17 protein-coding genes are annotated in these 23,486 nt (G+C 58.8%); 8 read left to right on the top strand and 9 right to left on the bottom strand.

The features are described 5' to 3' along the window. Positions 1-79: 79 nt before the first annotated feature. Together BLW36_RS05830 and BLW36_RS05835 are read right to left on the bottom strand one after the other, a co-directional pair. Positions 80-1,840, bottom strand: a complete 1,761-nt coding sequence (locus tag BLW36_RS05830; protein ID WP_091386056.1) for a DUF3592 domain-containing protein — start codon at positions 1,838-1,840, stop codon at positions 80-82. A 181-nt stretch (positions 1,841-2,021) separates the two neighbouring features. Then, entirely contained in the window at positions 2,022-2,828 is an 807-nt protein-coding gene (locus BLW36_RS05835; protein ID WP_091386058.1) for a zinc metalloprotease, read from the bottom strand. 47 nt (positions 2,829-2,875) lie between these two features. Here BLW36_RS05835 and BLW36_RS17095 point away from each other — a divergent pair, with 47 nt between their 5' ends. Continuing rightward, entirely contained in the window at positions 2,876-3,202 is a 327-nt protein-coding gene (locus tag BLW36_RS17095) for a hypothetical protein (protein ID WP_139304824.1), read from the top strand. A 257-nt stretch (positions 3,203-3,459) separates the two neighbouring features. Here the strand turns inward: BLW36_RS17095 and BLW36_RS05840 are convergent, their stop codons facing one another. Continuing rightward, a complete protein-coding gene (locus BLW36_RS05840) occupies positions 3,460-4,272 on the bottom strand; it encodes a metallophosphoesterase (protein ID WP_091386060.1) in 813 nt (270 codons plus the stop codon). A 262-nt stretch (positions 4,273-4,534) separates the two neighbouring features. Here BLW36_RS05840 and BLW36_RS05845 point away from each other — a divergent pair, with 262 nt between their 5' ends. The 3 genes from BLW36_RS05845 to BLW36_RS05855 all read left to right on the top strand — a co-directional run bounded on the left by BLW36_RS05845 (position 4,535) and on the right by BLW36_RS05855 (position 10,470). Next, positions 4,535-5,752 carry an MFS transporter gene (locus BLW36_RS05845; RefSeq protein ID WP_139304825.1) on the top strand — a complete coding sequence of 406 codons (1,218 nt, stop codon included), beginning with the start codon at positions 4,535-4,537 and terminating at the stop codon, positions 5,750-5,752. 494 nt (positions 5,753-6,246) lie between these two features. Further along, positions 6,247-8,763, top strand: a complete 2,517-nt coding sequence (locus BLW36_RS05850) for a TonB-dependent receptor (protein WP_170833132.1) — start codon at positions 6,247-6,249, stop codon at positions 8,761-8,763. A gap of 108 nt (positions 8,764-8,871) precedes the next feature. Next, positions 8,872-10,470 (top strand): tetratricopeptide repeat-containing sulfotransferase family protein, encoded by a 1,599-nt coding sequence (locus tag BLW36_RS05855; protein ID WP_091386064.1) that lies wholly within the window; start codon positions 8,872-8,874, stop codon positions 10,468-10,470. Positions 10,471-10,559: 89 nt separating this feature from the next. Here BLW36_RS05855 and BLW36_RS05860 read toward each other — a convergent pair whose 3' ends face one another. Both BLW36_RS05860 and BLW36_RS05865 read right to left on the bottom strand, forming a co-directional pair. Then, positions 10,560-12,743, bottom strand: coding sequence for a S9 family peptidase (locus BLW36_RS05860; protein ID WP_091386066.1), 2,184 nt, complete (start codon positions 12,741-12,743; stop codon positions 10,560-10,562). A gap of 234 nt (positions 12,744-12,977) precedes the next feature. After that, positions 12,978-14,354 (bottom strand): SLC13 family permease, encoded by a 1,377-nt coding sequence (locus BLW36_RS05865; protein WP_091386068.1) that lies wholly within the window; start codon positions 14,352-14,354, stop codon positions 12,978-12,980. Between the two features lie 228 nt (positions 14,355-14,582). On the opposite strand from BLW36_RS05865, the gene BLW36_RS05870 reads away from it, so the two are divergent. From BLW36_RS05870 to BLW36_RS05880, 3 genes are all read left to right on the top strand, one after another. Further along, positions 14,583-15,209: an MliC family protein gene (locus BLW36_RS05870; RefSeq protein ID WP_091386070.1), complete on the top strand. Its 627-nt coding sequence runs from the start codon at positions 14,583-14,585 to the stop codon at positions 15,207-15,209. A 192-nt stretch (positions 15,210-15,401) separates the two neighbouring features. Further along, complete coding sequence (locus tag BLW36_RS05875) at positions 15,402-15,989, top strand: SLATT domain-containing protein (RefSeq protein ID WP_091386072.1); 588 nt, start codon at positions 15,402-15,404, stop codon at positions 15,987-15,989. Positions 15,990-16,029: 40 nt separating this feature from the next. After that, positions 16,030-16,551, top strand: coding sequence for a TrmH family RNA methyltransferase (locus tag BLW36_RS05880; protein ID WP_091386075.1), 522 nt, complete (start codon positions 16,030-16,032; stop codon positions 16,549-16,551). 53 nt (positions 16,552-16,604) lie between these two features. Here BLW36_RS05880 and BLW36_RS05885 read toward each other — a convergent pair whose 3' ends face one another. After that, a complete protein-coding gene (locus BLW36_RS05885; protein WP_091386077.1) occupies positions 16,605-17,483 on the bottom strand; it encodes an aldo/keto reductase in 879 nt (292 codons plus the stop codon). Between the two features lie 265 nt (positions 17,484-17,748). Here BLW36_RS05885 and BLW36_RS05890 point away from each other — a divergent pair, with 265 nt between their 5' ends. Further along, complete coding sequence (locus tag BLW36_RS05890) at positions 17,749-18,777, top strand: XdhC family protein (protein ID WP_091386080.1); 1,029 nt, start codon at positions 17,749-17,751, stop codon at positions 18,775-18,777. Positions 18,778-18,805: 28 nt separating this feature from the next. On the opposite strand, the gene BLW36_RS05895 is transcribed toward BLW36_RS05890, so the two are convergent. The 3 genes from BLW36_RS05895 to purL form a co-directional block, all read right to left on the bottom strand. Continuing rightward, positions 18,806-19,129: a TfoX/Sxy family protein gene (locus tag BLW36_RS05895; RefSeq protein ID WP_091386082.1), complete on the bottom strand. Its 324-nt coding sequence runs from the start codon at positions 19,127-19,129 to the stop codon at positions 18,806-18,808. A gap of 10 nt (positions 19,130-19,139) precedes the next feature. Continuing rightward, entirely contained in the window at positions 19,140-19,433 is a 294-nt protein-coding gene (locus BLW36_RS05900) for a DUF1801 domain-containing protein (protein WP_170833133.1), read from the bottom strand. A 176-nt stretch (positions 19,434-19,609) separates the two neighbouring features. After that, complete coding sequence (gene purL, locus BLW36_RS05905; RefSeq protein WP_091386086.1) at positions 19,610-23,479, bottom strand: phosphoribosylformylglycinamidine synthase; 3,870 nt, start codon at positions 23,477-23,479, stop codon at positions 19,610-19,612. Positions 23,480-23,486 lie beyond the last annotated feature (7 nt).

Consider the following 23,486-nt stretch of genomic DNA (forward strand, 5'->3'; position numbering starts at 1 on the left):
GCTATTGCCGGCAAACTCATATTATTGACGGGTAAGGTAATGGCTAGCCACCCCCATCGCATCAGCCGCAACAGAAACACTATGCCTGCATCTGCTCTTTCTTAAGCTGTACCCTGGTCTTGTATTCATCCAATCTGTCCACTCCCGTCAGCAGGCTCATGCTCTCCAGCAGTTGATTTGCTGGCAAGCGACCGGCGATGCCGCAGCTCACTTTCAGCGTCTCGCCGCTGCCGTTCTGTAACAGCAGATCGAAATATTCCGTCGTCTTGCCGTCGCTGGTGCTGGAACCGTTCTTGTGCAGGCACAGCCCACGAAGTGTTGAGCGCGGCCAGACCAGTTGTTTCTTCTCCCTGCCCCGTCGAAATACCTTGTGCACGACGCTGTCTCTACCAATAAAGGTCTCGTAGCCGGTAACCAACATATTGATCCCCAGCGCGGCAAACAAGAGTCCAAATGCGGAAAATACTATCGGGAAGAGTAACGGCGCTTCGGTAAAGCCGAGGCCGATACCAATGCCGCCAAACAGCAACCCGAATATTACCAGTGGCCAGGCGAGCGACTGCTTACCCGGAGCCTGCCTTACCAAGACGCCGCCATCGCGCTGCTCCACATCGAGCATTGCCTCCAGCTGCGCGGTAAAATCAGTCTCGGCAGTTGCCACCTTGACACCGGCCTGTGCCGGAACGCTTACCGGGGCGCCCGTGTCGAATACCGGAATCTCGTAGCTTCGATTGAAATCGACACCCGGCATATCCCCGTGCACCTCTAGGTTCCACCAGTAGCCATTGCCGTCACTGGTTCTGGACGGCGGCATGCCCGCAGGAACTTCGATCGCAAAATAAACCCTGGAACCCCGGGCACCGCTCTTAATCGTCCCGCTGCCACTCAGCTCCCACAGGCTGGTGTTTTTAGTGCTGGTCTTGTTACCGGAACGGGTGGTCTCGGTTTTCATTTGCTGGAGGGTAACGCGGAACCGGGAGCTGGCATCGAGCCATGTCATGAACTGAACATATCCCCTCACCTGGCCGCCTATCTCGCCCGGGAATGGATCCAGCACCACCGGCACCCTGCCGAAGCGGCGGTGCTCCAGGGTTTTCCTGATAGCCCGGTACAGGATATAGAAGCCGAACAGGCCAACAAGCAGCAACAGCAGACCGGCGTAGTTACCCTTGCCCAATAGCTCCAGCCCGATAGTGGCGCACGGCAGACTGATTGTGTTTACCGCCAGTGCGATAAACCAGGCAACACCGACCATCAGCCTGTTGCTGGAGTAGATCCCCTCCGGCGACCATTCAGGCCTCGCCAGCCAGGGCGTATTCGACAGTACCTCCGGGTCCGGCTCCGCCTCCTTGCTCCAGGTCAGATAGAGAATACCGGCGCCGATAATCATAAACACTGAACACAGCATGGTGGGAAACACCACCAGCAGCCAGCGCAGCTCGCGGTCCAACACCGACTCGCCTGGGTTATCGGGGTCTATCCATCCCCGTACCGGCCGCCCCTGCCGCTTTGCAGCGGTGAGCCGGTGATGCATTTCCTGCTGGTAATTGCCGAAATTATCCGAGCCGGTATGCACGCTGACGCGGTCGCCACGGTAACTGCGGCCGTTGTATACGTACTGGTAATTCGCGGTGGCCTTGTAAGTCGTGCCACCGTCACTGTCGCGGTGCGTCTTTAGCTCAGTTGAGAGGATTTCCGCCTGCATCGGCTGCCAGTCCCGCATGTCGACACGGTCGATCAGCGTCAGGCCAACTAAGCCGACAAAGAAGCCAAATCCCATGCAGAAAAATAAACCACCGAAAAGCGTGCCGCCGACCCTGGACGATTGCCTGTCAGCCATCCCGACCCTCCTTGTTATTCCTGTAAGCCTGTTCGGCAGATGGCGTGAAAATCCAGCTTATCATAGATGTTTAACGAAGCGATTAAGGGCGCAAGCGGCACAGTACACGGGAACAAAAAAGGCCCACCTTGCGGCGGGCCTGTAGAGAGAGTTTCAGACCTATCCAGAAAAATACCCTGGATCAGTGGCCTTTCGCCCAGGTCACGTGCGTGATATGGCGGATGCCCTGTGGATCGATGCGGATGAAGGTTTCATGTTGTCCGCGCCGGCCCATGGACATACCCCAGCCGGTGTTGCTGTTTTCCCAGCCGATGCCTGCCTTGTTACAGCCTTTTCCGGGCGGGGAGTTGCAGTCACCACCACCGCCGCCACCGGAGCCGCTGGAAACGTAGGAGTCGTAGGAGTCCAGGTGGCCATAGATGGTGTCCAGCTGCTGCATATCGTGGCTATTCGGATACGGCCAAGGTGGATCCTGGTAGTCCATGCAAGTCTTCAGCGATACGTTATTGAAGTCCTCGTCCTGGTGCCCCAGGCCGACATCGTGGCCGAGTTCCTGACAGGTGACGCTCTGCTTCCAGTCGACGTTGTTATAGTAAGACTGGGCAAAGTAGGTGTCGTTCAGTTTCGTGTAACCGGTCATGATGTGTCCCTGTGGATCCAGGGAAATGCCGGCAATACCCAGCCAGCCGGTATTACCGTAGTCGAGGTTACAGATCAGCACCATGCCGTCCGGCGCGGCGCAGCGGCGGCGGGCCTTGGAACTGGTATCGCCGTTAGGATCTTCGACCATATTCAGCTTGCTGGATTGCGACCAGTCCCCGATAGCCTGGGTAACGTAGGGATCCCAGTCGCTGGTCGTGCTGTTGATTACCGTAAGGTCGAAGGAGCTGCTGGTTCTGGCCCAGTGGTAGTTACCCCACGAGTGGTCGGCGGACGCACTGAGTGGCAGACCAGCTGCGAGCAATACAGCAAGAATGCTTCTTTTCATTATTGTCTCCAAAAAAAAATTCACACTGCTTCTGGATGAGTAGCGCTATGGAGTCTTTCTGGGGAGTAATGCTTAGCCCGGAAAAACCACACAGCGCGATTTACCGGTCCAAATGCTGGCATTGGATGCCAAATGCTGGAGGAATGGAAAGCGTTGCAGTCAATGCCGAAATCGTCAAGGTCGCCTCCTCTGCAGGACAGAACAGACCAACCTGTCTTTACCGCATCGCACCCATTACTGAGAAAATAATCGGAATATTTTTGTCCGCTACAAGCATGTTTTACCTAACCGGGAACAAAATCAAAAGCAGTTGTGACGCAGCCGGAACGCCTGTGCAGATTACAAATAATGGCGCCGTTTACTCTGTTATGTGAACTGTGACTACATTTTGCATCTATTCGAGTGCCACTGTTATTTTCAGTTTTGGCCGTTCCGCATCGTTCCCCATCGAGTTGAGACTGCAATACCACTTCATTCGAGCGAGTCAACTGGAGCGCGCGACCAAAGTCGGGGAGCAGCGGCCGCCTGCATGACGGAGCACAATTTTACCGGTTTGCAAAAATGCCGGGCCTCCCGTCTTCATCACCGGGCTAACATGTGCAAAAACCAGACATAGGATCAGTGAATAACATCAAGCCCGGCTGACACAGACAATACTCAGCCTCTCACCCTGCGCTTCGCGATAGGAGTCGAGGAAATGACACTTGCCAACTTGAATCGCGTTCGGCACAAACGTGTGTCCCATATATACGGCATCGATGTCGGAGACCTCGAACGGTTTCAAGGTTTCCGCGGCGGCCTCGGCGATCCATTCCTGAGACTGCGGTGACTTCATTAAGTCGCCAGATACCTGCTGGCCGGCAGCAGAGTCCAGAATGTCGCGATAGAGCTTGAGCACCAGGTTCCGGTCCCACAGCAGCCGTTGCGCCGCGTACTCGACCGCGCTGTCCGAAAGTCGAGCGCCGGACTGCCACTGCTCATCAATACTCCGTAGCAGCGCCGTCACCCGGCCCCAGCTGCTGTCGGGTACATTGGCATGCACTAACCCGGCGCGGCCTTTGCCGGTGTCCAGTTCGATGGCCCAGGGCCAGGTGCGACATTTATCGACAAGCTCCTGTTGTCGCCACTCAGGAAGGTCGTAAAACCACTCCCCACCATTCCATCGGTGCAATACATCCCGTCCCGGTTCTTCGAGGCCCGCAATCATCATCGCCTCGTGATTACCGAGTACGCTCCAGTATGTCTGCTGGTCGATCAGGTCCAGTACGGCTTCGCTGTCGGGACCACGGTCGATAACGTCGCCGAGAAACAACAGGCGATCGACATCCGGATCGAACCGGAGCTCTGTCAGCTGGCGGCGCAGTTGTGCCAGGTGGCCGTGCACGTCACCGACTACAAAGTCCCTGCCATTCTGATTTCGGCGAAGACTGAGCAGAGTCGCCATCGAGATTCCACAGCGTTAGTTAGCAAACCTCCATAAAGACTAGTCTGCGCAATTCGTGCCGACAAAATGCCCTTCCCGGCACACTGGTAGGTCGGCACGTCGTTTGTGCCCAGCCCCTGCGGTAGCGTCTCCATCAATTACTATCGCGGTATGTCCATTGCGGTGGCGACCTTTTGAAAGCCAGTTGGTTAGCGGTTACCCTGAGCCGGTTTTTCTGTCGACTGTTTGCCCGACTTCCGCCCCAGCCAGTCCGAGTTGTTACATGAACCGTATCAAGTCCATCCTGCCCGTGTTGATCAGCGCCTGCCTGCTGCTGTTGCTGTCTTTCGGCTATCGCGCCGGCTTCGGCCTGTTCCTGGCGCCGATGTCCGCCGCCAACGGCTGGGGGCGGGACGTGTTCTCCCTGGCACTCGCCGTGCAGAACCTGGCCTGGGGCCTGTTCGCCGTGTTCGCCGGCGGCCTGGCGGATCGTCACGGCATCCTGAAGGTGCTGCTGGCCGGCGCCGCCTGCTATGGACTGGGCATGTGGTTGATGGCCGACTCGACTAGCGGCTGGGCCATCACCTCCACCGCGGGCCTGATGGTCGGTGCCGGGGTGGCGGGGACGGCATTCGGCATCGTCCTGCCGGCGCTGGCCCGCGCCGTGCCGGAGCAGCGCCGCGCCTGGGCACTGGGTATCGGCACCGCCGCCGGCAGCCTCGGCCAGTTCCTGCTGGTGCCGGTCATGCAGCAGCTGATCGACTGGGCCGGCTGGTATCAGGCACTGCAGTTCCTCGGTCTGTCGGCCATATTGATGTCGTTCTGTGCCATTGCGCTGGTGCGCTACAGCGCGGCGCCCGCCGACGGCACCGACGAAACCGCACTCGCAAAAATCAGCCTCCCAGAGCTTGCACGCCGCGCTTTCCAGGTGCCCTCCTACACCCTGCTGGTGTTCGGTTTCTTCGTCTGCGGTTTCCACGTGGCCTTTATCACCGTGCATATGCCGGGCTACCTGGTGGACCTGGGCTTCGACCCGAAGGTGGGCGCCTGGAGTATCAGCCTGATCGGCCTGTGTAATGTCATCGGCGCTTATATGGCCGGGGTGATCAGCAGCCGGTATCCGATGCACAAGCTGCTGTCATTGATCTATCTGGGGCGCGTGATCGCTATCGCCGGCTTCCTGGCATTTCCGGTCACACTCGCCAGCGTGCTGGTGTTCAGTGCGTCGATGGGCTTCCTGTGGCTTGCCACGGTGCCGCCGACTTCGGGCCTGGTCGCACGCTTTTTCGGCACCCGCTACATGACCTTCCTGTACGGCATCGTGTTCTTCAGCCACCAGCTCGGCAGCTTCAGCGGCGTATGGCTGGGCGGATTCCTGTATGAGACCTTCGGCAATTACGACGGCATCTGGTATGCCGGCATTCTGCTGGGTATTGTCGCCGCCGGCCTGCACTGGCCGATCGCAGACCGGGATCACTCTCCGCGTTTGCAGGTCGCCTGATTGCGACGCGCCGGAGCCGATGCGGGCACGGCTCCGCTTCCCGGCCACAACCCTGCGCGGTAGTGGCCGTCGCCATACAGCTGCCCCTCTGCACACCGGTGATTTGCCACTTGCCGCTATCAACAATGATTATTTTGTGATGAGACTCACAAAAAATTTCAGCGCGTAACGACGCACTACTACCGCCAGCCGCGAAGCTCCTGTCTGATTGTCCGGGCCTTTTCTAGGCAGGACTGTTCGCCACATCGATAAAATCGAAACAAGCATTTTCACTCGGCCTCCTTTGCCGCTTGCCCTCGATATACGGCTGCAAAATCTCTTTGACAGCGCTTTGAGTAAGGTTCGAAACCGCGCAAATCAACCGGGTTGCAGTCAAGGCTATATTGGCCCTTCACCACAAAAAATGGCCGTCGCTGAGAGGTATGGAGCGCGAAACACTGTCTGGGGGACTCATGCAGGCTAAGCAAAAATTCCAACGAAAATTAATTGCAACTATGGTAGCCGCCGCTTCCACGGCGATGGTGCCGATGGTAGAGGCACAGGGGCAATCGGTAATCGAGGAAGTTAAGGTTACCGCAACTCGACGGGCACAGTCCGTCACCGAAATTCCTTACAACATATCCGCGCAGTCGGGAGAGGCGCTGGAGAAAGGGGGCATCACCGACTTTACCAAACTGGCCCGTTCCATTCCGGGGCTGACATTCGTCGAGTCGGGCCCTCGCGACAGCGGCCTGAACAGCGGGCTGATTATTCGCGGCCTGAACGTGGAAGGGTCAGGCAGTAGCGATCTGCTGTCCATCGCCGCACCCACGGTATCCACCTACGTCGGTGAGACGCCGATGTTCGTCAACCTGCACCTGAAAGATATTGAGCGCGTGGAAGTTCTGCGCGGTCCACAGGGCACGCTGTATGGCTCTGGCTCTCTCGGCGGCACCATTCGTTACATTCCGCGCAAGCCGGATCACGGCGAGTTCTACGGCGAAGTCGGCACGCGCGGAAGCTACACGTCGCACGCCTCGGGCCCCAACTCCGATACCTACGGCATGGTGAACCTGCCCGTCACCGACAACCTGGCCCTGCGGATAGTCGGCGGCTACGTCGAGAACCAGGGCTTTGTCGATGCCCATGGTCTGGTCAGCCGCGATGAAAACGGTTACCTGGTCCCGGATCAGGGCGACAACCCCATCGATTCCGCATCAACCGGTTGGGGCGCGCTGGGCTGCGGCGCCTTCAGTGCGACGTCTAGTTACTGTACCGACTTTGCGCTGGTGGCGGGGAACAAACGCAAGCCGCGCTTCCACAACAAGGGCAACGTCAACGGCAACACGATCAAGCATGCCCGTTTGTCTGCTGCCTGGGATATCACCGACGACGTGAGCGCCCTGCTGACCTATCAGCGGGAAGAAGATCAAGCGGGCGGACGGCAGGTGGTCAACCCCGACCACCCCGAAGGCGGCGAGTGGGCCTACAATGCGCATGTTCTCGAAGAACTGGAGCGCGAAGTCGACCTGCTGGCGCTGGATGTAGAGGCCGACCTGGGGTTTGCCACCCTGAGCGCCTCCGTGTCCGGCTACCGCAATGAAGCGGATATTACCTCCGACCAGTCCGGCCTCTACGTCAACAACTTGTTCCAAGCTACGGCTTACTACGCCAACATGCCGATGGATGTGGTATGGGGGGATTATGCGCAGAAGGACGAAGGCAAGATCGCCGAGCTGCGTCTGGTTTCCAATGGCGACGGCCCCATCGACTACGTTGTCGGCGCCTTCTGGCTCAAGCAGGAGGCATCGGCACTGCAGCGGGATATCATCCCCCACGTGTACGAAATTACCGGCGAGTACCTGCAGCGCGAGCTGGGCTACACCGCCGACGCGGTACCCGTTGCGCCGCCGGCGTCTTCCGGCTTCGGTCCCGACGATGCCTTCTACCAGAACGTACAGCCGGAATATTCCGATAAAGCCCTGTTTGGCGAGCTGACCTACCACATCACCGACGATTGGCAGGCCACGGTCGGGGCGCGTTTCTTCCAGCAGAACTTCAAGGTCCAGAACGACCTGCTCTATCTCGCCTGCCAGTGCGAGACCACCGATGCCGACGACGTCATTCCCACGCGCTACGAGGGCCTGGGCTATAACGGCCGCTACTCAGAGCAGGACTTCGATGACCAGATTTTCAAGTTCAACACGTCCTACCAGTTGAGCGAATCCGGCATGCTCTATTTCACCTGGGCGGAAGGTTTCCGCCACGGTGGGGCCAACGCAATCATCGAGCGCTTTGGCGATGACCCGGAACTGGAAGGAAAATACGATTCGGACCTGGCCACCAACTGGGAAGTTGGCCTGAAGGGCAATGCTTTCGACAGCCGCCTCAATTACACCGCGGCGCTGTTCTACATCGACTGGGAAGATATGCAGTTCTTCTCCCTGGCTTCCGCCTCCGGAGTGCCGGTGGTGCTGAACGCCGACCAGGCGCGCACCCAGGGTCTCGAGCTGGAAGCCACTTACTATGTCACGGACAACCTGATCACCCGATTTGGCCTCGCCTACACCGATGCCGAGGTAACCAAGGATACAGTCCTGCCGCAGATAGAGATCTACAAAGGGGATCGCCTGCCCGGGGTACCCGAGACGTCACTGAACCTTGGCCTGGAGTATCACCAGTCGCTCGACAACGGATTTGAAATCGACCACCGCCTGAACGCAGCCTACACCGGCGCCGTACAGACCGATTTCAACCCCGCCGCGCCGAACTACACCGAAAGCGGCAGCAGTACGATCGTCGATTTCGCCAGCGCGGTCACGATTGACGAAAACTGGCAGCTGACACTCTTCGTCGACAACGTCTTCGATGAGCGGGCACTGGGTAACGGGCGTTCCGCGAACTCCTGGAACAACGCACCCTACTTTGCCAACAATACGCCGCCGCTGGCTTATCAGCAGAACGGCTATTACCAGTTCGCCAACGTCAACCGGCCCCGCACCGGCGGAATCGGCCTGAAGTACACCTTCTAGGCTGAGACGCTGACGAACAAGGGGCTGGACTCTTCCAGCCCCTTTTTTTTCAGTTACGCACTGACGCTGGCGGTACTGGCGCACTGTGCAGACATGAATTGAACCGCTATGAACTACTCGCTAGAAGAACATGAATCCGCCGAACAAGTGCTGTCGAGCGTGGAAACGGCACTCGAGTCAGATCAACTCGATCGGGCACTCGGCCTGGTGATCAAGCTGGTCAAGGCGTATCCAGAGATGCTGGATGCACAGCTGCTTTTTTCCCGCATCATGCTGGATGCCGGACGCAACAAGCTGGCGCTCGACAGTGCGCGCAAGGCCGTGGCCCTGGACACGACCGATGCGCGGGCCATGCTGCACCTGAGCAGCGTTTACTACAAATGCGGCTTCCTGGAGCAGGCCATTCAGGCCGCCGTGCGTGTCGAGGCACTGCTTGAGGATGACGGCGATGGCTGGAGCACGCTCGGTGCTGCCTTCTACAAACTGGGAGAATTCCAGCGATCGATTGCCGCCCATGAACGGGCTGTCGCTCTCGATAAGTCGAATCACCTTTACTGGTACAACCTGGGCATCAGTGTACAGGCAGCCGGCGACCTGAAGCGCGGAGAGGAACACTTCACCAAGTGCCTCGAACTGCAGCCGGACTTTGCCAGGGCCTACAGCAGCCTCGCCCGGATCAAAAAACAGAGCCGGGACAGCAACCATATCAAGGAGATGGAAAAACTGGTGGTGGACTCGCGCGGCGATACGGAAACCGCCATGCATCTCAGTTATGCACTGTCCAAGGAGTATGAGGATCTCGAAGAGTACGATTTGGCTTTCCGCTTCCTCAAGTCCGGATCCGATATTCGCCGGCGCGGGCTCAACTACGACGTCGGGCAGGACACCGCGTTTGTGGAGAAACTGATTCGCTGTTTTCCCGCAGGTTGCTTTGACGACTATCCGTTCGGCCATGACAGTGGAGAGCCGGTGTTTATTGTCGGCATGCCTCGCAGTGGCACGACACTGACGGAACAGATTATCTCCAGCCACAGCGATGTGTTCGCGGCCGGGGAACTGCGTGACTTCGGCATGAACCTGACGCTGCAGGGGGGAGAAAAGAAACCCGTTGAAATGCTCGACGAAGCGGGGATCAAGCGGTTATTGGGCACCAATGCGGCCAGTCTCGGCGAACGGTATATCGCCAAAACCCGCCCCCGCACCGGCCACACGCCGCACTTTATCGATAAACTGCCACGCAACAGCCACTACTGTGGCTTCATACACTGGGCACTACCAAAGGCAAAAATCGTTTTGCTCGATCGTCACCCGGTGGATGTCTGTTTCAGCAACTACAAAGTCCTGTTCAAGAATGGCTACGAATACTCCTACAATCTGGACGAACTCGCAGAATACTACATCGCCTATTGTCGATTAATGGATCACTGGGAAGCGATCATCCCGAGTGAGAACTTTTACCGGGTCAGCTACGAAGCACTGGTGGCCAGCCAGGAAGCCGAGTCGCGCAAGCTGATCGAATTCTGCGGCCTGCCCTGGCAGGATCAGTGCCTGCAGTTCTACAACAACAAGGACGGCGTGACCACCGCGAGCCTGGCCCAGGTGCGCCAGCCCATCTATAAATCGGCCGTCGCCCGCTGGCGCCATTACGAAGCCTATCTGCAGCCGCTGATTCGCCGCCTGCAGCAGGCGGGTATCGACTGTAAATGAAAATGGCAGAGTGCGTCGAGAGTCTCTGTCGGCAAGCAGGCACCCGGGACCTGCCCTGCCCGGGGCCCACTGCGAAGATGTAGCGCGCTTTACTCCACCGGGCCGGCCATATGGCCTTTATCGAGCAAATCCAGGTAGAAAGCGTATTGCAGTGCCGTATCCTTGTATTTTCGGTAACGCCCGGAAGCACCGCCGTGGCCGGCATCCATATTGACATTTAAGATAAGGCGATTGCTGTCTGTCTTCACTTCCCGCAGTTTCGCCACCCATTTCGCTGGCTCGAAATACTGTACCTGGGAATCGTGCAGACCGGCGGTCACCAGCATGTTGGGGTAATCCTGGGCCTTGACCTGGTCGTAAGGGGAGTAGGACAGCATGTACTCATAGCTGTCTTTGTTGTTGGGATTTCCCCATTCGTCGTACTCATTGACCGTAAGCGGAATCGATTCATCGAGCATCGTAGTGACGACATCCACGAAGGGAACCATCGCGGTGACGCCACGGTAGAGGTCAGGCTCCATATTGACGACCGCGCCCATCAACAGCCCACCTGCACTGCCACCCGCTGCAAGCACCTTGTCCGGCGCTCCGTATTTTTTCCCGGTCAGCCCCTTGGTTACGTCGATGAAGTCGGTGAATGTATTCACCTTGTTGAACATTTTCCCATCTTCATACCAGCTTCTACCCAGTTTCTGCCCGCCGCGGATATGGGCAATGGCGAACACGAAGCCCCTGTCGAGCAGGGAAACCACTTCCGGGCGAAACCTGGGATCTACCGTGGAGCCATAGGAACCATAGCCAATCTGAAATAGCGGGTTGCTGCCATCCTTGTTAAATCGATCCTTGCGATAGGCCAGGGATACCGGAATCTCAGCACCATCGCGCGCGGTGATAGTGACATATTCACTTTGATAGCGTGCAGGATCAAAGTCGCCCGGCACCTTGTCCTGTTTCATAAGCTGCAAATCGCCGCTACCAAGCTCGGCATCGTAAATGGTATTCGGAGTCGTCAGGCTCGAATAGGCGACCCGTACACTGTCGGAATCGAGGCTGGGATTGTCGTCGAGGCGCAGCTGATAAATTGGGTCATTGAAGCCGACCGTGAAATCATCGCCATTTTCCAACCCGATGATGCGCAGCGTACTCTGTCCATTCTCACGCTCGACAATCGCGAGGTGGCGATCAAAGGTAGTGAAGTCTTCCAGTAATACATCTGCTCGATGAGCGAGGACTTCCCGCCACTTGGTTTTGTCACCGGCATCGCTCGCCGCCACCTTCATCAGGCGGAAGTTTTCGGCCTCCCAGTTGGTCAGAATATAGAAGTCATTATTCAACTTCTTCGCGGAGTATTCGTGCGCTTTTTCCAGTGGGTGAAGCGGTTGGAACTCACCCTCCGGTGCATTGGCGTCCAGTGTCGAGAGCCCCTTAACCAGCGTCGAATAGTGATGAATGTAGATAAGTTCCCCGTCTCTGGACTTGGAGAGCCAGGTGTAAAACGAGGTATCGTCCTCCTCATAGACCAGCACATCTTCACTCTGCGGCGTACCCAGCTGGTGGCGCATCACCTGGTAGCCGAGCAGAGTCTGTGGATCCTTGTTTATGTAGAAGACTGTCTGGTTGTCATTGGCCCAGACCAACCCGGGCTCCGCATTTTCCAGGTGGTCCTGTAGCAACTTGCCGGTCTTCAGGTCTTTGAAACGGATACTGTAGATGCGGCGACCGACGCTATCCTCTGAGTATGCCAACAGCCGATCGTTCGGCGACACGACAGGCTGGCCGACATGGTAGTAATCATTGCCCTCGGCGAGTGCGTTGACATCGAGCAGAACTTCTTCCGCTCCCTCCAGGGCACCCTTTTTGCGTGCGTAAACCGGATACTCCTGACCGGCGACATAGCGGCGGTAATACCAGTAATCACGGATCTTGACCGGCACGGTCGACTTGTCTTCTTCCAGCCGTGCGGTAATTTCTTCAAACAGTGTGTCCTGCAGCGCCCTGGTGTGCTTCATTAGCGCCCGGCCATAATCATTCTCCTGCTCCAGGTAGGCGATGACTTCCGGATCCTTGCGCAGGTCGTCGCGCATCCAGTAGTAGTTGTCGATGCGCTCGTGGCCATGGATGGACATCTTGTGGGGAATTTTTTTGGCGACCGGTGGCGATGGAACCCCGCTCACTGTACTGGAAAGTTCGGCACCTTCGGTTTTAGCGGAATCCGACTTTCCACAGCCGGTTAATGCCAGTGCACCCAACAATGCGATGACCGCAGTTTTCATAAGTCCTCCGTGGACAGTTATTGTGTTATTACCACGTTCGAGAGAATGCTAAAGCAGTTTGATGGCCGGTTCACTCGAAAGCCTGTTACAGTCGCTTGCGAGTGACTTACCTCTTACGCTGGCTGCCTTGGTCGAGCTCGGCGCCTCGATCTCTGGCACTTGCCGAATTTCCCGGCCAAACACAGAGACCAACCATACCTTTGAGCGTCTTACGGCAAGGGTCCGTGCGCTTCGTTATACGAGCAGAATCCAGCTCATTGCCGCGATAATCAGTGACGCCGCCACACTGAGCACCGCCCCTTCCCGCACCATATCCTGCATGCGCACCTTGCCGGTACCGTAGGCAATCGCGTTGGGAGCGGTGGCCACCGGCAACATAAAGGCGCAGCTGGCGCACATGGCCGCCGGGATCATCAGTACCATCGGATCGAAGCCGGCGGATTCGGCGGCCACGGCGAGGATCGGCATCAGCAGTGTCGCCGTGGCTGTGTTGCTGGTGATTTCCGTCAGGAAAGTCACCGCCAGGCACAACAGCACCAGCATCAGCCACAGCGGCATCGCGGTGAGGAACGAAAGCCCGTTGCCGAGCATGTCGCTGAGGCCGGACGCGGCGAAGCCCTTGGCAATGGCGATGCCGCCGGCAAACAACAGCAGCATGCCCCAGGGGATGGTTTCCGCCGTCTGCCAATCCAGCAGGCGCCCACCCTTGCCGTTCGGAACCAGAAACATCAACACCACTGCGCCGAGCGCCACGGTGCTGTCACCGGCAGCCTCGATGCCAAACCAGCCGCTCCAGCCGCCGAAGGGTTCGTTGCGGGTGATCCACGCCAGTATTGCGACACCAAACACCATCAGCGTACGGATCTCCTCCGTACGCCAGGCGCCGACGGCGGGCGGCTCGATGGATTTCTCCAGGCGGACGTTGCGTGTCAGCCACAAGGCCATGATCGGCAGTGTCACCAGCACGACCGGCACACCGATTTGCAGCCAGCCGAGGAAACTGAATTCCCGCCCGGTGACCTCCTCGTATATCCCCATGAAGATGACATTGGGTGGCGTGCCGATGGGGCTGCCCACACCACCGAGGCTGGCCGCGTAGGCGATGCCGAGGATCAGGGCAATGTTAAGCCGCTGGTTGTCGATGCGCGACAGAATCGCCAGCGCGATGGGCAGCATCATCAGTGTGGTGGCGGTATTGGAAATCCACATACTCAGCAGCCCGGCGGCCAGCATAAAGCCCAGTACCAGCCGGCGTCCGCTGGAAACACCCACCATTTTCAGCATGTACAGCGCCAGGCGCTCGTGCGCGCCGCTCTTCTCCAGCGCCTTAGACAGGATGAAGGCGCCCATCAGCAGCAGGATCACATGACTGCCAAGGGACGAGGCCACCAGTTTGTGATCGGCCACGCCGAACAGGGGCAGCAGCACAAAGGGCACCAGCGAGGTCGCAGGTATAGGCAGCGCTTCGGTGACCCACCAGATCACCGTCAGCAGCGTGATCGCCGACGTCACTGCGGCAGGATACGGCATACCCAGACCGCTCAAGAATAAATAAAAAGCTGCGGCCAATATCGGCCCGAGCACGATAAAGTGCTGCCGCGCTATCGCCATGTTCGGATTCCCCCAAGAAAGTCTGTCTCGCCTTCGCTGGCTGCTTATAATTTGAGTTCTGCTTGTCGGGCCGGCGTTATGGCCATGATCGAATCGGTATCCAGCCCGTTTAGCGACATAGGATACCGGTATTCGGCACTTTTTTGCCGCCTATCCATACTTCAACAGTGCCGGAGCTATGATTGATAGAGGCCTTCGGCGTTATTTCCACATCTCAGGAAGCAATCGATGATAGTTATTCGCTCAGCCCGCTTTCCGGCTTCGCTCGCCCTGCTGCTGACTTGCATCGGTTGGATCGCCAGCTGTTCTGCGCGGAATGAGGGGCCTTCTTACTCGTGTGAGCGCATTGAGGCAGGCAGCATCGAGGCCATGATCTGCGACGATACCGAACTGGCCGCCCTCGACCGCAAGCTCGCCGATGTCTATGCGGCGGCAACCGAGAAGGCGGTCAACGAGCGGCCGCCGCTGTTGAAGGCGGAACAGCGCGGCTGGATCAAGGGGCGCAACGAGTGCTGGAAGAGCGACGACAAGAGAAGCTGTGTCGCAGACGAGTACCGGCGCAGAATCGCCGAACTGCAGGCGCGCTACCGTCTGGTGGCGGCAACGGGGCCGGTAACTTATGTCTGCGACGGCAACCCGGCCAATGAAGTCGTAGCCACCTATTTCCAGACCGAGCCGCCAACATTGATAGCTGAGCGCGGCGATAGCGTCTCGCTGATGTTTCTGCAGCCCAGCGCCAGTGGTACCAAATACCAGGGCCGCAACGAAAGCCTGTGGGAACACCAGGGGGAAGCCCGAATTACTTGGGGCTACGGCGCAAAGGAATTGCGCTGCAAGCAATCCTCGTCACGATAATTTTCTCGCCGTCGCCAGCCCCGTTTGCTGTCACGAGGCGCAGTTCAGCAGCTGTAACGCAATCTCAACGATTTCAGCCAAAGCGTTGCCGATCATTTTTTGACCACCTCCCCGTCTACCTCTGTACATCTCACTGCCAATCGGCAAACTATAGCCTTCGACAGCAAGACGCCCGCGGGGCCGAACGGATTCATGAGCACTATCCCCAACACGATCGAAGTCCTGGACAAGCTCCGCTGGAACGCCCACCTGTGCAAGCACAGCCACTTCCGCGCTTCCATGAAGGGGCGCAATATGCACGTGCTGTGCGGCGTGCCGATCGTGGTGATCAACCTGTTTCTCGGCTCGCTGTTCTTCTCCCTGATCAATGCCGAGCTGCCAGACTGGACCAAGTGGGCCGGCGCCGCGCTGGCACTGCTTACCGCCCTGCTCGGCGGCGTGCAGACATTTTTCAATTTCAAGAAAAACTACGAAGGCCACCGCGAGGTAGGCAATGAGTATCTGGCCATAGCCCGCGAGTGCGAGCGGCTGATCGCACTCTACTTCGACGGCATCCTCGATCTGGAACACCTGTCCACCAAGATCTCCGAGCTGAACGCGCGCTACAGTGACATTAACCAGCGCGCCGAGGAATATATCGTCTCGGACAAGGTCTATCGCGAGGCCCTGCGGGTGCAGAACCAGAAGGCGGAGCGTGAGCCCTCACTGGTGGAACAGATGCGGCAGCGGACGGCGAAACAAGGCGTTTCCACTGCGCCCGGCCCGGTGGCGACGGTTTAGCAACTGCCCTACTTCGACGGAACAGCGGCCGATAACAATTATGCAGAAGGATCACAGTGCACACAGGCCGTCATCCCAGCATTACCCGCTATGTTACCTGGCCATTGATATCCGCACGCCGACCAATGTCGGCGGCCTGTTTCGAATCGCAGATGCGCTGGCCATCGAGAAAATCTATCTCGCCGGCAACTCCCTGACACCGCCCAACTCCAAGCTCAGGAAAATCTCCAGGTCGACGGAAAAGCACGTCGCCTACGCCTACAAGGAAAATGCGCTGGAGACGGCGCGCCACTTGAAAAGTCTCGGTTACAGACTGGTTTGCCTGGAAATAACGTCCAGCAGTATCGAGCTGGATCAGCTCAGCGTTGGTGCGCAAGACAGGATTTGCCTGGTACTCGGCTCAGAGAAGGACGGGATACCTCACGAATTACTGGCGCTGGCCGATGCCACTGTGCACATTCCGATGTACGGCACCAACTCTTCCATGAACGTAGCGGCGGCATGCGCTATTGCCACCTACGACATCACCGGCAAGCTGCGCCGCGCAGGGGTGCAGCTGTAGCCTATTGTCGAATTGGCTGCTCTCGGCTGTTCAGGCGCGTACCCGGCAGTGCCCTATTCCGGTACCTGCACCTGTTTATTGCTGTCATGCGCGGTATCCGGGTCGGCACCGAAGCGGTGGTCGCGGTTGAGGCTGTCGATCGCCGCAATGTCCTCCTCGCTTAGCTCAAAACCCGTCAGCAGGAAGTTGGCCCTGATGTGATCGAGGCTTTCCGCCTTGGGAATCACGATGCGGTGCTGCTGGATATTCCATTTGAGAATAATCTGCCCCGCACTCACCCCGTGCTTCTCCGCCAGCTCGACGATGACCGGATCGGTAATCGGCTTGTCTTTGGTCTCCACACCACTCCAGCTACCGGATCCCAGCGGCGACCAACAGGCGACGGCAATCTTGTGGAACTTGCAGTACTCCACCATTTCCTTCTGGGTGAGATAGGGATGTAGCTCTATCTGGTTACAGGTCGGTTTGACCTCAGCAAAAGTGGCGATCTGCTCGATATCGGATTTGCGGAAATTCGACAGCCCCAGGGCACGCACCTTTTTTTCCTCGTACAGCTTCTCCATCGCCTGCCAGGTTTCCCGCGTATACGCCGGCACCGGCCAGTGAACCAGGTAGAGATCCAGGTAGTCCAATTCCAGCCGCTCCAGGCTGCGTGCGAACGCGGCCGCTGTCTCCTTGCCCTGCTCCGTGTCCCAGACCTTGCTGGTGATGAAGAGCTCCTGCCGTGGCAGCCCTGAATCCTTGATGGCGCGACCCAGCGCGCGCTCATTGCCGTACACCGATGCAGTATCGAAATGCCGGTAACCGATGGACATCGCCTTCAGAATGGTTTCGGTGACATAACCATTATCTTGCTGCCATTCGCCGATAGCTGCGGTACCGAAACCCAGCTCAGGGATCTCTACTCCGTTATTGAGCGTCACGGTAGTCATCGCGTCTCTTTGCCTCAGTGAAGTAACTGAAAAATGGCGCCGACAACGGGCGCTTCTGTAATCGGGATTTGCGGATCAGTGTAGGGCAGCCGGTCGGCCAGCGGTAGGCGCAGGAGTGGGAAGGCGCCAGCGAAATAGTCAGCTCCGCAGGCATAATCAACCGGCCCTGGCACTCCTTGCTTCAGACAAAAAAACGCGCCGGCAGAAACCGGGTAGCTACGCTAGTATTTCGACGATTCCAACGATAAAAACTGGGCGCGCCCGTATGGCCAATCAACTCCCTGCATTACTCGAACTTTGGCACCGGAACAGGAACAACCGCAGCTGGGTGCTGGGCACCGTCTATAAAACTGTCGGCCCCTGCTATCGCAAGGCGGGCGCGATGATGCTGTTTGACGACCTCGGCAAATACCATGGTCTGTTGAGCGGCGGCTGCCTGGAAGCGGATATCCAGCGCCATGCACAACGAGTCTTTCACTCGGGCCGCTCAAAAACCATCTGTTACGACGGCGGCGACGAGGACGACTTTGCCTTCCAGTTGGGCATCGGTTGTGGCGGCACTGTTCACATACTATTGCAGCCGTTGCTGCCGGAAAACGACTACTTGCACCTGGCAACGCTGAGGGCACGACTTCTACAGCGCCAGACCTGCCACTATCTGCAGAAAATTCCGGTGATGGGTGAGAGTCTGGCACGGGTATCCGTATGCAAGTTTGAATCGGTGCGGGCCCGCGCGCGGCTGATTGAACACGAGAATGGCATGTGGCTACAGACTCCGATCTCTCCACCGCCGCATATTTTGATCGTGGGGGCTGGAGTAGACGCACGCCCGATGGCACAACTGTTCCGTTACCAGGGATGGAAAGTAAGTCTGTGCGATCCCCGCCCGGTCAATGGCCGCGAGGCTTATTTTCCCGGCTGCAGATGCTATCGCTGCCACCCGGACAAACTCTCGCAGCTACAAAATTTGTCAACTTTCGACGCCGCCGTGGTAATGAGTCACAACCTGCACCTGGATGCGGCGGCGTTGCGGTCACTGCGCCGCCTGCCGCTCCGCTACCTGGGATTACTCGGACCAGTGAGCCGGCGAGACAGGGTATTGCAACTGGCTGGCCTGCGGATGGAAGAGTTGTCGACTCAGCTGCACGCACCTATCGGTCTGAATCTGGGAGGGGAATTGCCGGAGAGTATTGCGCTCGCGGCCTGTGCGGAAATACACGCAGTTCTACATGGAGCCGACGGGCTCAGACTGAGGCCCGCCGGTGGAAGAGTAATTACGGAATACGAAATCTGATATTGGCAACGGCCGTCATTTTTTATGGCTACTTGGGCGGCAGCGAGCCCGCAAATTCAGCGCCGCGATTGACCCACTCATCCAGGTCTGCGGCCACCGCATCCTCCTCCACATACACCATGCCCTTCAGCGGGCGGCCGGTGAAATCCATCGGCCTGGTGTAGCGCTCGGCCAGCGCCTCCTGGTAGTTGTCGGGTCCGACACGCACCATCAGCTCCTCGCCGACGACGCCGCAGGCCATGTTGCCGTTCAGCATGAATGCCAGTCCGCCGAACATCTGCTTTTCCGTCAGGCCATCGTTGTCTTGCAGCAGTTCGCGCACTTTTTCTGCCAGCTCTTCGTTGTATACCATAACAATCTCCTTAGTGACCCTTACTGAACGCGGAACACAGTAGCGACGGCGGATCTGCCCCGGCGATGTCATCGCTGTCGCGAATATTCAGGCTGCCGGTACCTCGCTTAATCTTGGGATGGATATGTTCCCGGGCGCAGGTATACAGGGAGACATAGTTTTTCTGGCTGGCCACGGCGACCCAGCCGTTGTCCAGTTCGTAGGTGGGTATCTTGTATTTGGATGAAAGCCGCGCCTGGGGAAAATGTTTGACGATAAACTGGTGCAGTGCCTGTATCCGCTCGCTGCGCTGCGGAGGGAGCAAGCTGGTATATTCGGCAACTAATTCCGGAACCTGCACCATACTTGAAAAGTTATTGTGAGTAACTTTTTAAGTGTAGCAGGAAATATCAGTTTTGCCGGCTCGACAGAAAATAGTAGACCACAAAACAAAAAGCCCGCTCGAATGAGCGGGCTTTTTTTTCACGCAGTGCGGTCGGTTTAATCGACAAATACACGCGCGTTGCGGAACAGGCGCATCCAGCCGGAATCCTCCTGCCAGTCGTCCGGGTGCCAGCTGTTGCTGACGGCGCGGGCAACCCGCTCCGGGTGCGGCATCATGATGGTGACGCGACCGTCTTCGGAACACAGCGAGGTGATACCGTTAACCGAACCGTTGGGGTTGGCCGGATAGGTCTCAGTGATCTCGCGCTTGTTGTTCAGGTAGCGCATGGCAATAGTGCCGGACTGCTCACAGGCCTCCAGCGCCTGCTGGTCCGCAAACTCCACCCGGCCCTCGCCGTGGGCGACTGCCACCGGCATGTAGGAACCGGCCATGCCGTTGAACAGCACCGACGGGGAATCCTCGATTCCCACCAGCGCGAAACGCGCCTCGTACTGCTCGGACAGGTTGCGCACGAAACGCGGCCAGTGGCCGGCGCCGGGAATCAGCTCCTTGATCACCGAGAACATCTGGCAACCGTTACACACCCCCAGGCCGAAGGTGTCCTTGCGATTGAAGAAGGCCTCGAACTGGTCGCGAGCGCGATCGTTAAACAGGATCGTCTTGGCCCAGCCCTCACCGGCACCGAGTACGTCACCGTAGGAGAATCCCCCGCAACCCACCAGGCCCCTGAATTCGTCCAGGGTCACGCGACCGGCGAGAATATCGCTCATGTGTACGTCGACGGCGTTGAAGCCGGCGCGGTGGAAGGAGTGCGCCATTTCCACCTGGCTGTTGACACCCTGTTCGCGCAGGATGGCGACTTTCGGCCGCTCGCCCTTGTTGATGTAGGGCGCACTGATGTCCTCGTTGATATCGTAGGTCAGGTGCACGGACAGGCCGGGGTCGTCCTTGGCGATAGCGGCAAATTCCTGTGCCGCGCAGTCGGCGTTGTCGCGCAGCGACTGAATCCGGTAGCTGGTTTCGGACCAGATCTGCTGCAGCTCGGCGCGGGCGCGGCTAAACAGCGGCAGCCCTTCGCGGGTGATGCGCAGGTGCTCGTTGTCGTTCAGGTAACCGATCCGGTGCGCCGGCACGCCGACGGCGGCAAAGCGCTGCACCAGCATCTCCGCGTCGCACGCGGGCACCTGCAGTACCGCCCCCAGCTCCTCGCTGAACAGCGCTGCAATGGGGTCGTCACCCAGTTCGTAGATTTCCACGTCCATACCCACGCGGCCGGCGAAACTCATCTCCGCCAGGGTGGCGAACAGGCCGCCATCGGCGCGGTCGTGGTAGGCGATGATCAGGTCTTCGGCGAGCGCCTGCTGCACCACTTCGAAGAAACCCTTTAACAACTTGGCGTCGTCCAGGTCTGCGGGGGTGCTGCCCAGCTGGTTATAAACCTGTGCCAGACAGGAGCCGCCGAGACGGTTTTTACCCGCCCCCAGGTCCACCAGGATCAGTTCGCTCTCGCCCTTCATGGTGCGGCGAAGTTGCGGCGTGGCGGTCTTGCGCACGTCGGTGACCGGCGAGAAGGCGGAGATGATCAGCGACAGCGGCGCAGTAACGGCCTTGTCTTCGCCGCCATCATTCCAGGCAGTGCGCATGGACATGGAGTCCTTGCCTACCGGGATGGTGATACCCAACTCCGGGCACAGCTCCATACCCACGGCTTCGACGGTGCGGTAGAGCTTCTCTTCCTCGCCCGGATGGCCGGCGGCGCACATCCAGTTGGCGGACAGCTTGATATCAGACAGCTGCTTGATCGGGGTACAGGCGATATTGGTGATCGCCTCGCCCACTGCCAGGCGACCGGAGGCCGGCGCATCGAGCAGCGCCACCGGCGTGCGCTCGCCCATGGCCATGGCTTCGCCGGCGTAGCTGTCGTAGGAAACGGTGGTTACGGCACAGTCCGCCACCGGCACCTGCCAGGGACCGACCATCTGATCGCGGGCCACCTGGCCGGTCACAGTACGGTCACCGATGGTGATCAGGAAGCTCTTACTGGCCACGGTCGGCAGGCGCAGCACGCGCTCGGCGGCTTCGTTCAGGTCGATGCCCTCGGTACTGAACGCCTTGCTTTCCACGACGCGTTTTTCCGCCTCGCGGTGCATGCGTGGCGGCTTGCCGAACAGCACGGACATCGGCAGGTCGACCGGCTTGGCGTCGAATTCTTTGTCATTCAGCAGCAGGCGCTTGTCTTCGGTAGCCTCGCCGACCACGGCAAAGGGCGCCCGCTCGCGCTCGCAGATTTTCTCGAAGCGCTCCAGGTCGTCCGGCATCACTGCCAGAACGTAGCGCTCCTGGGATTCGTTACACCAGATTTCCAGCGGGCTCATACCCGGCTCGTCGCAGGGCACATTGCGCAGCTCGAAACTGCCGCCGGTGCCGCCGTCCTTCACCAGCTCCGGGAAAGCATTGGACAGGCCGCCGGCGCCGACGTCGTGAATAAACGCGATCGGGTTCTTGTCACCCAGCTGCCAGCACTGGTCGATGACCTCCTGGCAGCGGCGCTCGATTTCCGGGTTCTGGCGCTGCACCGAGGCGAAATCCAGGTCTTCGGAGCTGGTGCCGCTGGCCATACTGGAGGCCGCACCGCCGCCCAGACCGATCAGCATGGCCGGACCGCCGAGCACCACCAGCTTGGCGCCCGGCGCAAACTCGGGCTTGTCGATATGCTCTTCGCGGATATTGCCGTAGCCGCCGGCGATCATGATCGGCTTATGGTAGCCGCGGCGCTCGTCGCCGAAATCCTCTTCGAAGGTGCGGAAGTAGCCGCAGATATTCGGGCGACCGAACTCGTTGTTGAATGCGGCGCCGCCGATCGGACCCTCGATCATGATATCCAGCGCGGTGACGATACGTCCCGGCTTGCCATAATCCGCCTCCCACGGCTGTTCGTAACCGGGGATCTGCAGGTTGGACACGGTAAAGCCGGTCAGGCCCACCTTGGGCTTGGAACCGCGGCCCACGGCGCCTTCGTCGCGGATTTCACCGCCGGCACCGGTGCCCGCGCCCGGGAAAGGTGCGATCGCGGTCGGGTGGTTGTGGGTTTCCACCTTCATCAGCATATGGATCGGCTCAATGCTGAAACCGTATTCCTTGGTCTCCGGATCCGGATAGAAACGCCCGGCCTCGTGTCCCGCCACTACCGCGGCGTTGTCCGCGTAGGCGGACAGCACGTTTTCGCCGCCCTTCTGGTAAGTGTTCTTGATCATGCCGAACAGGGAGTGCGGCATATCCTCGCCATCGATGGTCCAGCTGGCGTTGAATATCTTGTGGCGACAGTGCTCCGAGTTCGCCTGGGCGAACATCATCAGCTCCACGTCGGTGGGGTTGCGCTCCAGCTCCTGGAAGCTGGTGAGCAGGTAGTCGATTTCGTCTTCCGCCAGCGCCAGGCCCAGGCTCACATTGGCCTGCTCCAGCGCTCCGCGGCCGCCGTCGAGTACGTCGACCTTGGTCAGCTGGCGCGGCTTGTCCTCGTGGAACAGCTGTTCCGCCTGGTCGAAGTCGGTGAACACCGACTCCACCATTCGGTCGTGCAGCTGAGCGGCCAGTGCCTCCCGTTCAGCTGCGGTTAATTCGACGCCGCTAATGTAGTAGGCGACGCCCCGCTCGAGGCGGTGAATCTCTGTGAGGCCCGCGTTGTGGGCGATATCGGTAGCCTTGGACGACCACGGCGAGATGGTGCCCGGGCGCGGTACTACCAGCAGCAACGCACCCTCTGGCTGGTGCTTTTCCTCGGTGGGACCGTACTGCAACAGTCTCTCGAGCAGCGCCTGCTCCTTCTTGCTCAGCTTTTTGCTGTCAGCGAAATGCACGAACTCGGCATAGACGTCGTCAATTGCAGGCTGTAGCGCGCGCAGTTGATTGAGCAGTTTTTGATGGCGGAATTTCGACAGTGCGGGAGCACCACGCAGAACTAGCATCGCGGGA

The sequence above is a fragment of the Microbulbifer marinus genome, assembly GCF_900107725.1.
GTDB classification, from domain to species: Bacteria; Pseudomonadota; Gammaproteobacteria; order Pseudomonadales; family Cellvibrionaceae; genus Microbulbifer; species Microbulbifer marinus.

Bases quoted from the DNA above. Each gene is read 5' to 3' on its own strand.
- BLW36_RS05830 (WP_091386056.1), bottom strand. From the start codon at position 1,840: ATGGCTGACAGGCAATCGTCCAGGGTCGGCGGCACGCTTTTCGGTGGT.
- BLW36_RS05835 (WP_091386058.1), bottom strand. From the start codon at position 2,828: ATGAAAAGAAGCATTCTTGCTGTATTGCTCGCAGCTGGTCTGCCACTC.
- BLW36_RS17095 (WP_139304824.1), top strand. From the start codon at position 2,876: ATGGAGTCTTTCTGGGGAGTAATGCTTAGCCCGGAAAAACCACACAGC.
- BLW36_RS05840 (WP_091386060.1), bottom strand. From the start codon at position 4,272: ATGGCGACTCTGCTCAGTCTTCGCCGAAATCAGAATGGCAGGGACTTT.
- BLW36_RS05845 (WP_139304825.1), top strand. From the start codon at position 4,535: ATGAACCGTATCAAGTCCATCCTGCCCGTGTTGATCAGCGCCTGCCTG.
- BLW36_RS05850 (WP_170833132.1), top strand. From the start codon at position 6,247: ATGGTAGCCGCCGCTTCCACGGCGATGGTGCCGATGGTAGAGGCACAG.
- BLW36_RS05855 (WP_091386064.1), top strand. From the start codon at position 8,872: ATGAACTACTCGCTAGAAGAACATGAATCCGCCGAACAAGTGCTGTCG.
- BLW36_RS05860 (WP_091386066.1), bottom strand. From the start codon at position 12,743: ATGAAAACTGCGGTCATCGCATTGTTGGGTGCACTGGCATTAACCGGC.
- BLW36_RS05865 (WP_091386068.1), bottom strand. From the start codon at position 14,354: ATGGCGATAGCGCGGCAGCACTTTATCGTGCTCGGGCCGATATTGGCC.
- BLW36_RS05870 (WP_091386070.1), top strand. From the start codon at position 14,583: ATGATAGTTATTCGCTCAGCCCGCTTTCCGGCTTCGCTCGCCCTGCTG.
- BLW36_RS05875 (WP_091386072.1), top strand. From the start codon at position 15,402: ATGAGCACTATCCCCAACACGATCGAAGTCCTGGACAAGCTCCGCTGG.
- BLW36_RS05880 (WP_091386075.1), top strand. From the start codon at position 16,030: ATGCAGAAGGATCACAGTGCACACAGGCCGTCATCCCAGCATTACCCG.
- BLW36_RS05885 (WP_091386077.1), bottom strand. From the start codon at position 17,483: ATGACTACCGTGACGCTCAATAACGGAGTAGAGATCCCTGAGCTGGGT.
- BLW36_RS05890 (WP_091386080.1), top strand. From the start codon at position 17,749: ATGGCCAATCAACTCCCTGCATTACTCGAACTTTGGCACCGGAACAGG.
- BLW36_RS05895 (WP_091386082.1), bottom strand. From the start codon at position 19,129: ATGGTATACAACGAAGAGCTGGCAGAAAAAGTGCGCGAACTGCTGCAA.
- purL (WP_091386086.1), bottom strand. From the start codon at position 23,479: ATGCTAGTTCTGCGTGGTGCTCCCGCACTGTCGAAATTCCGCCATCAA.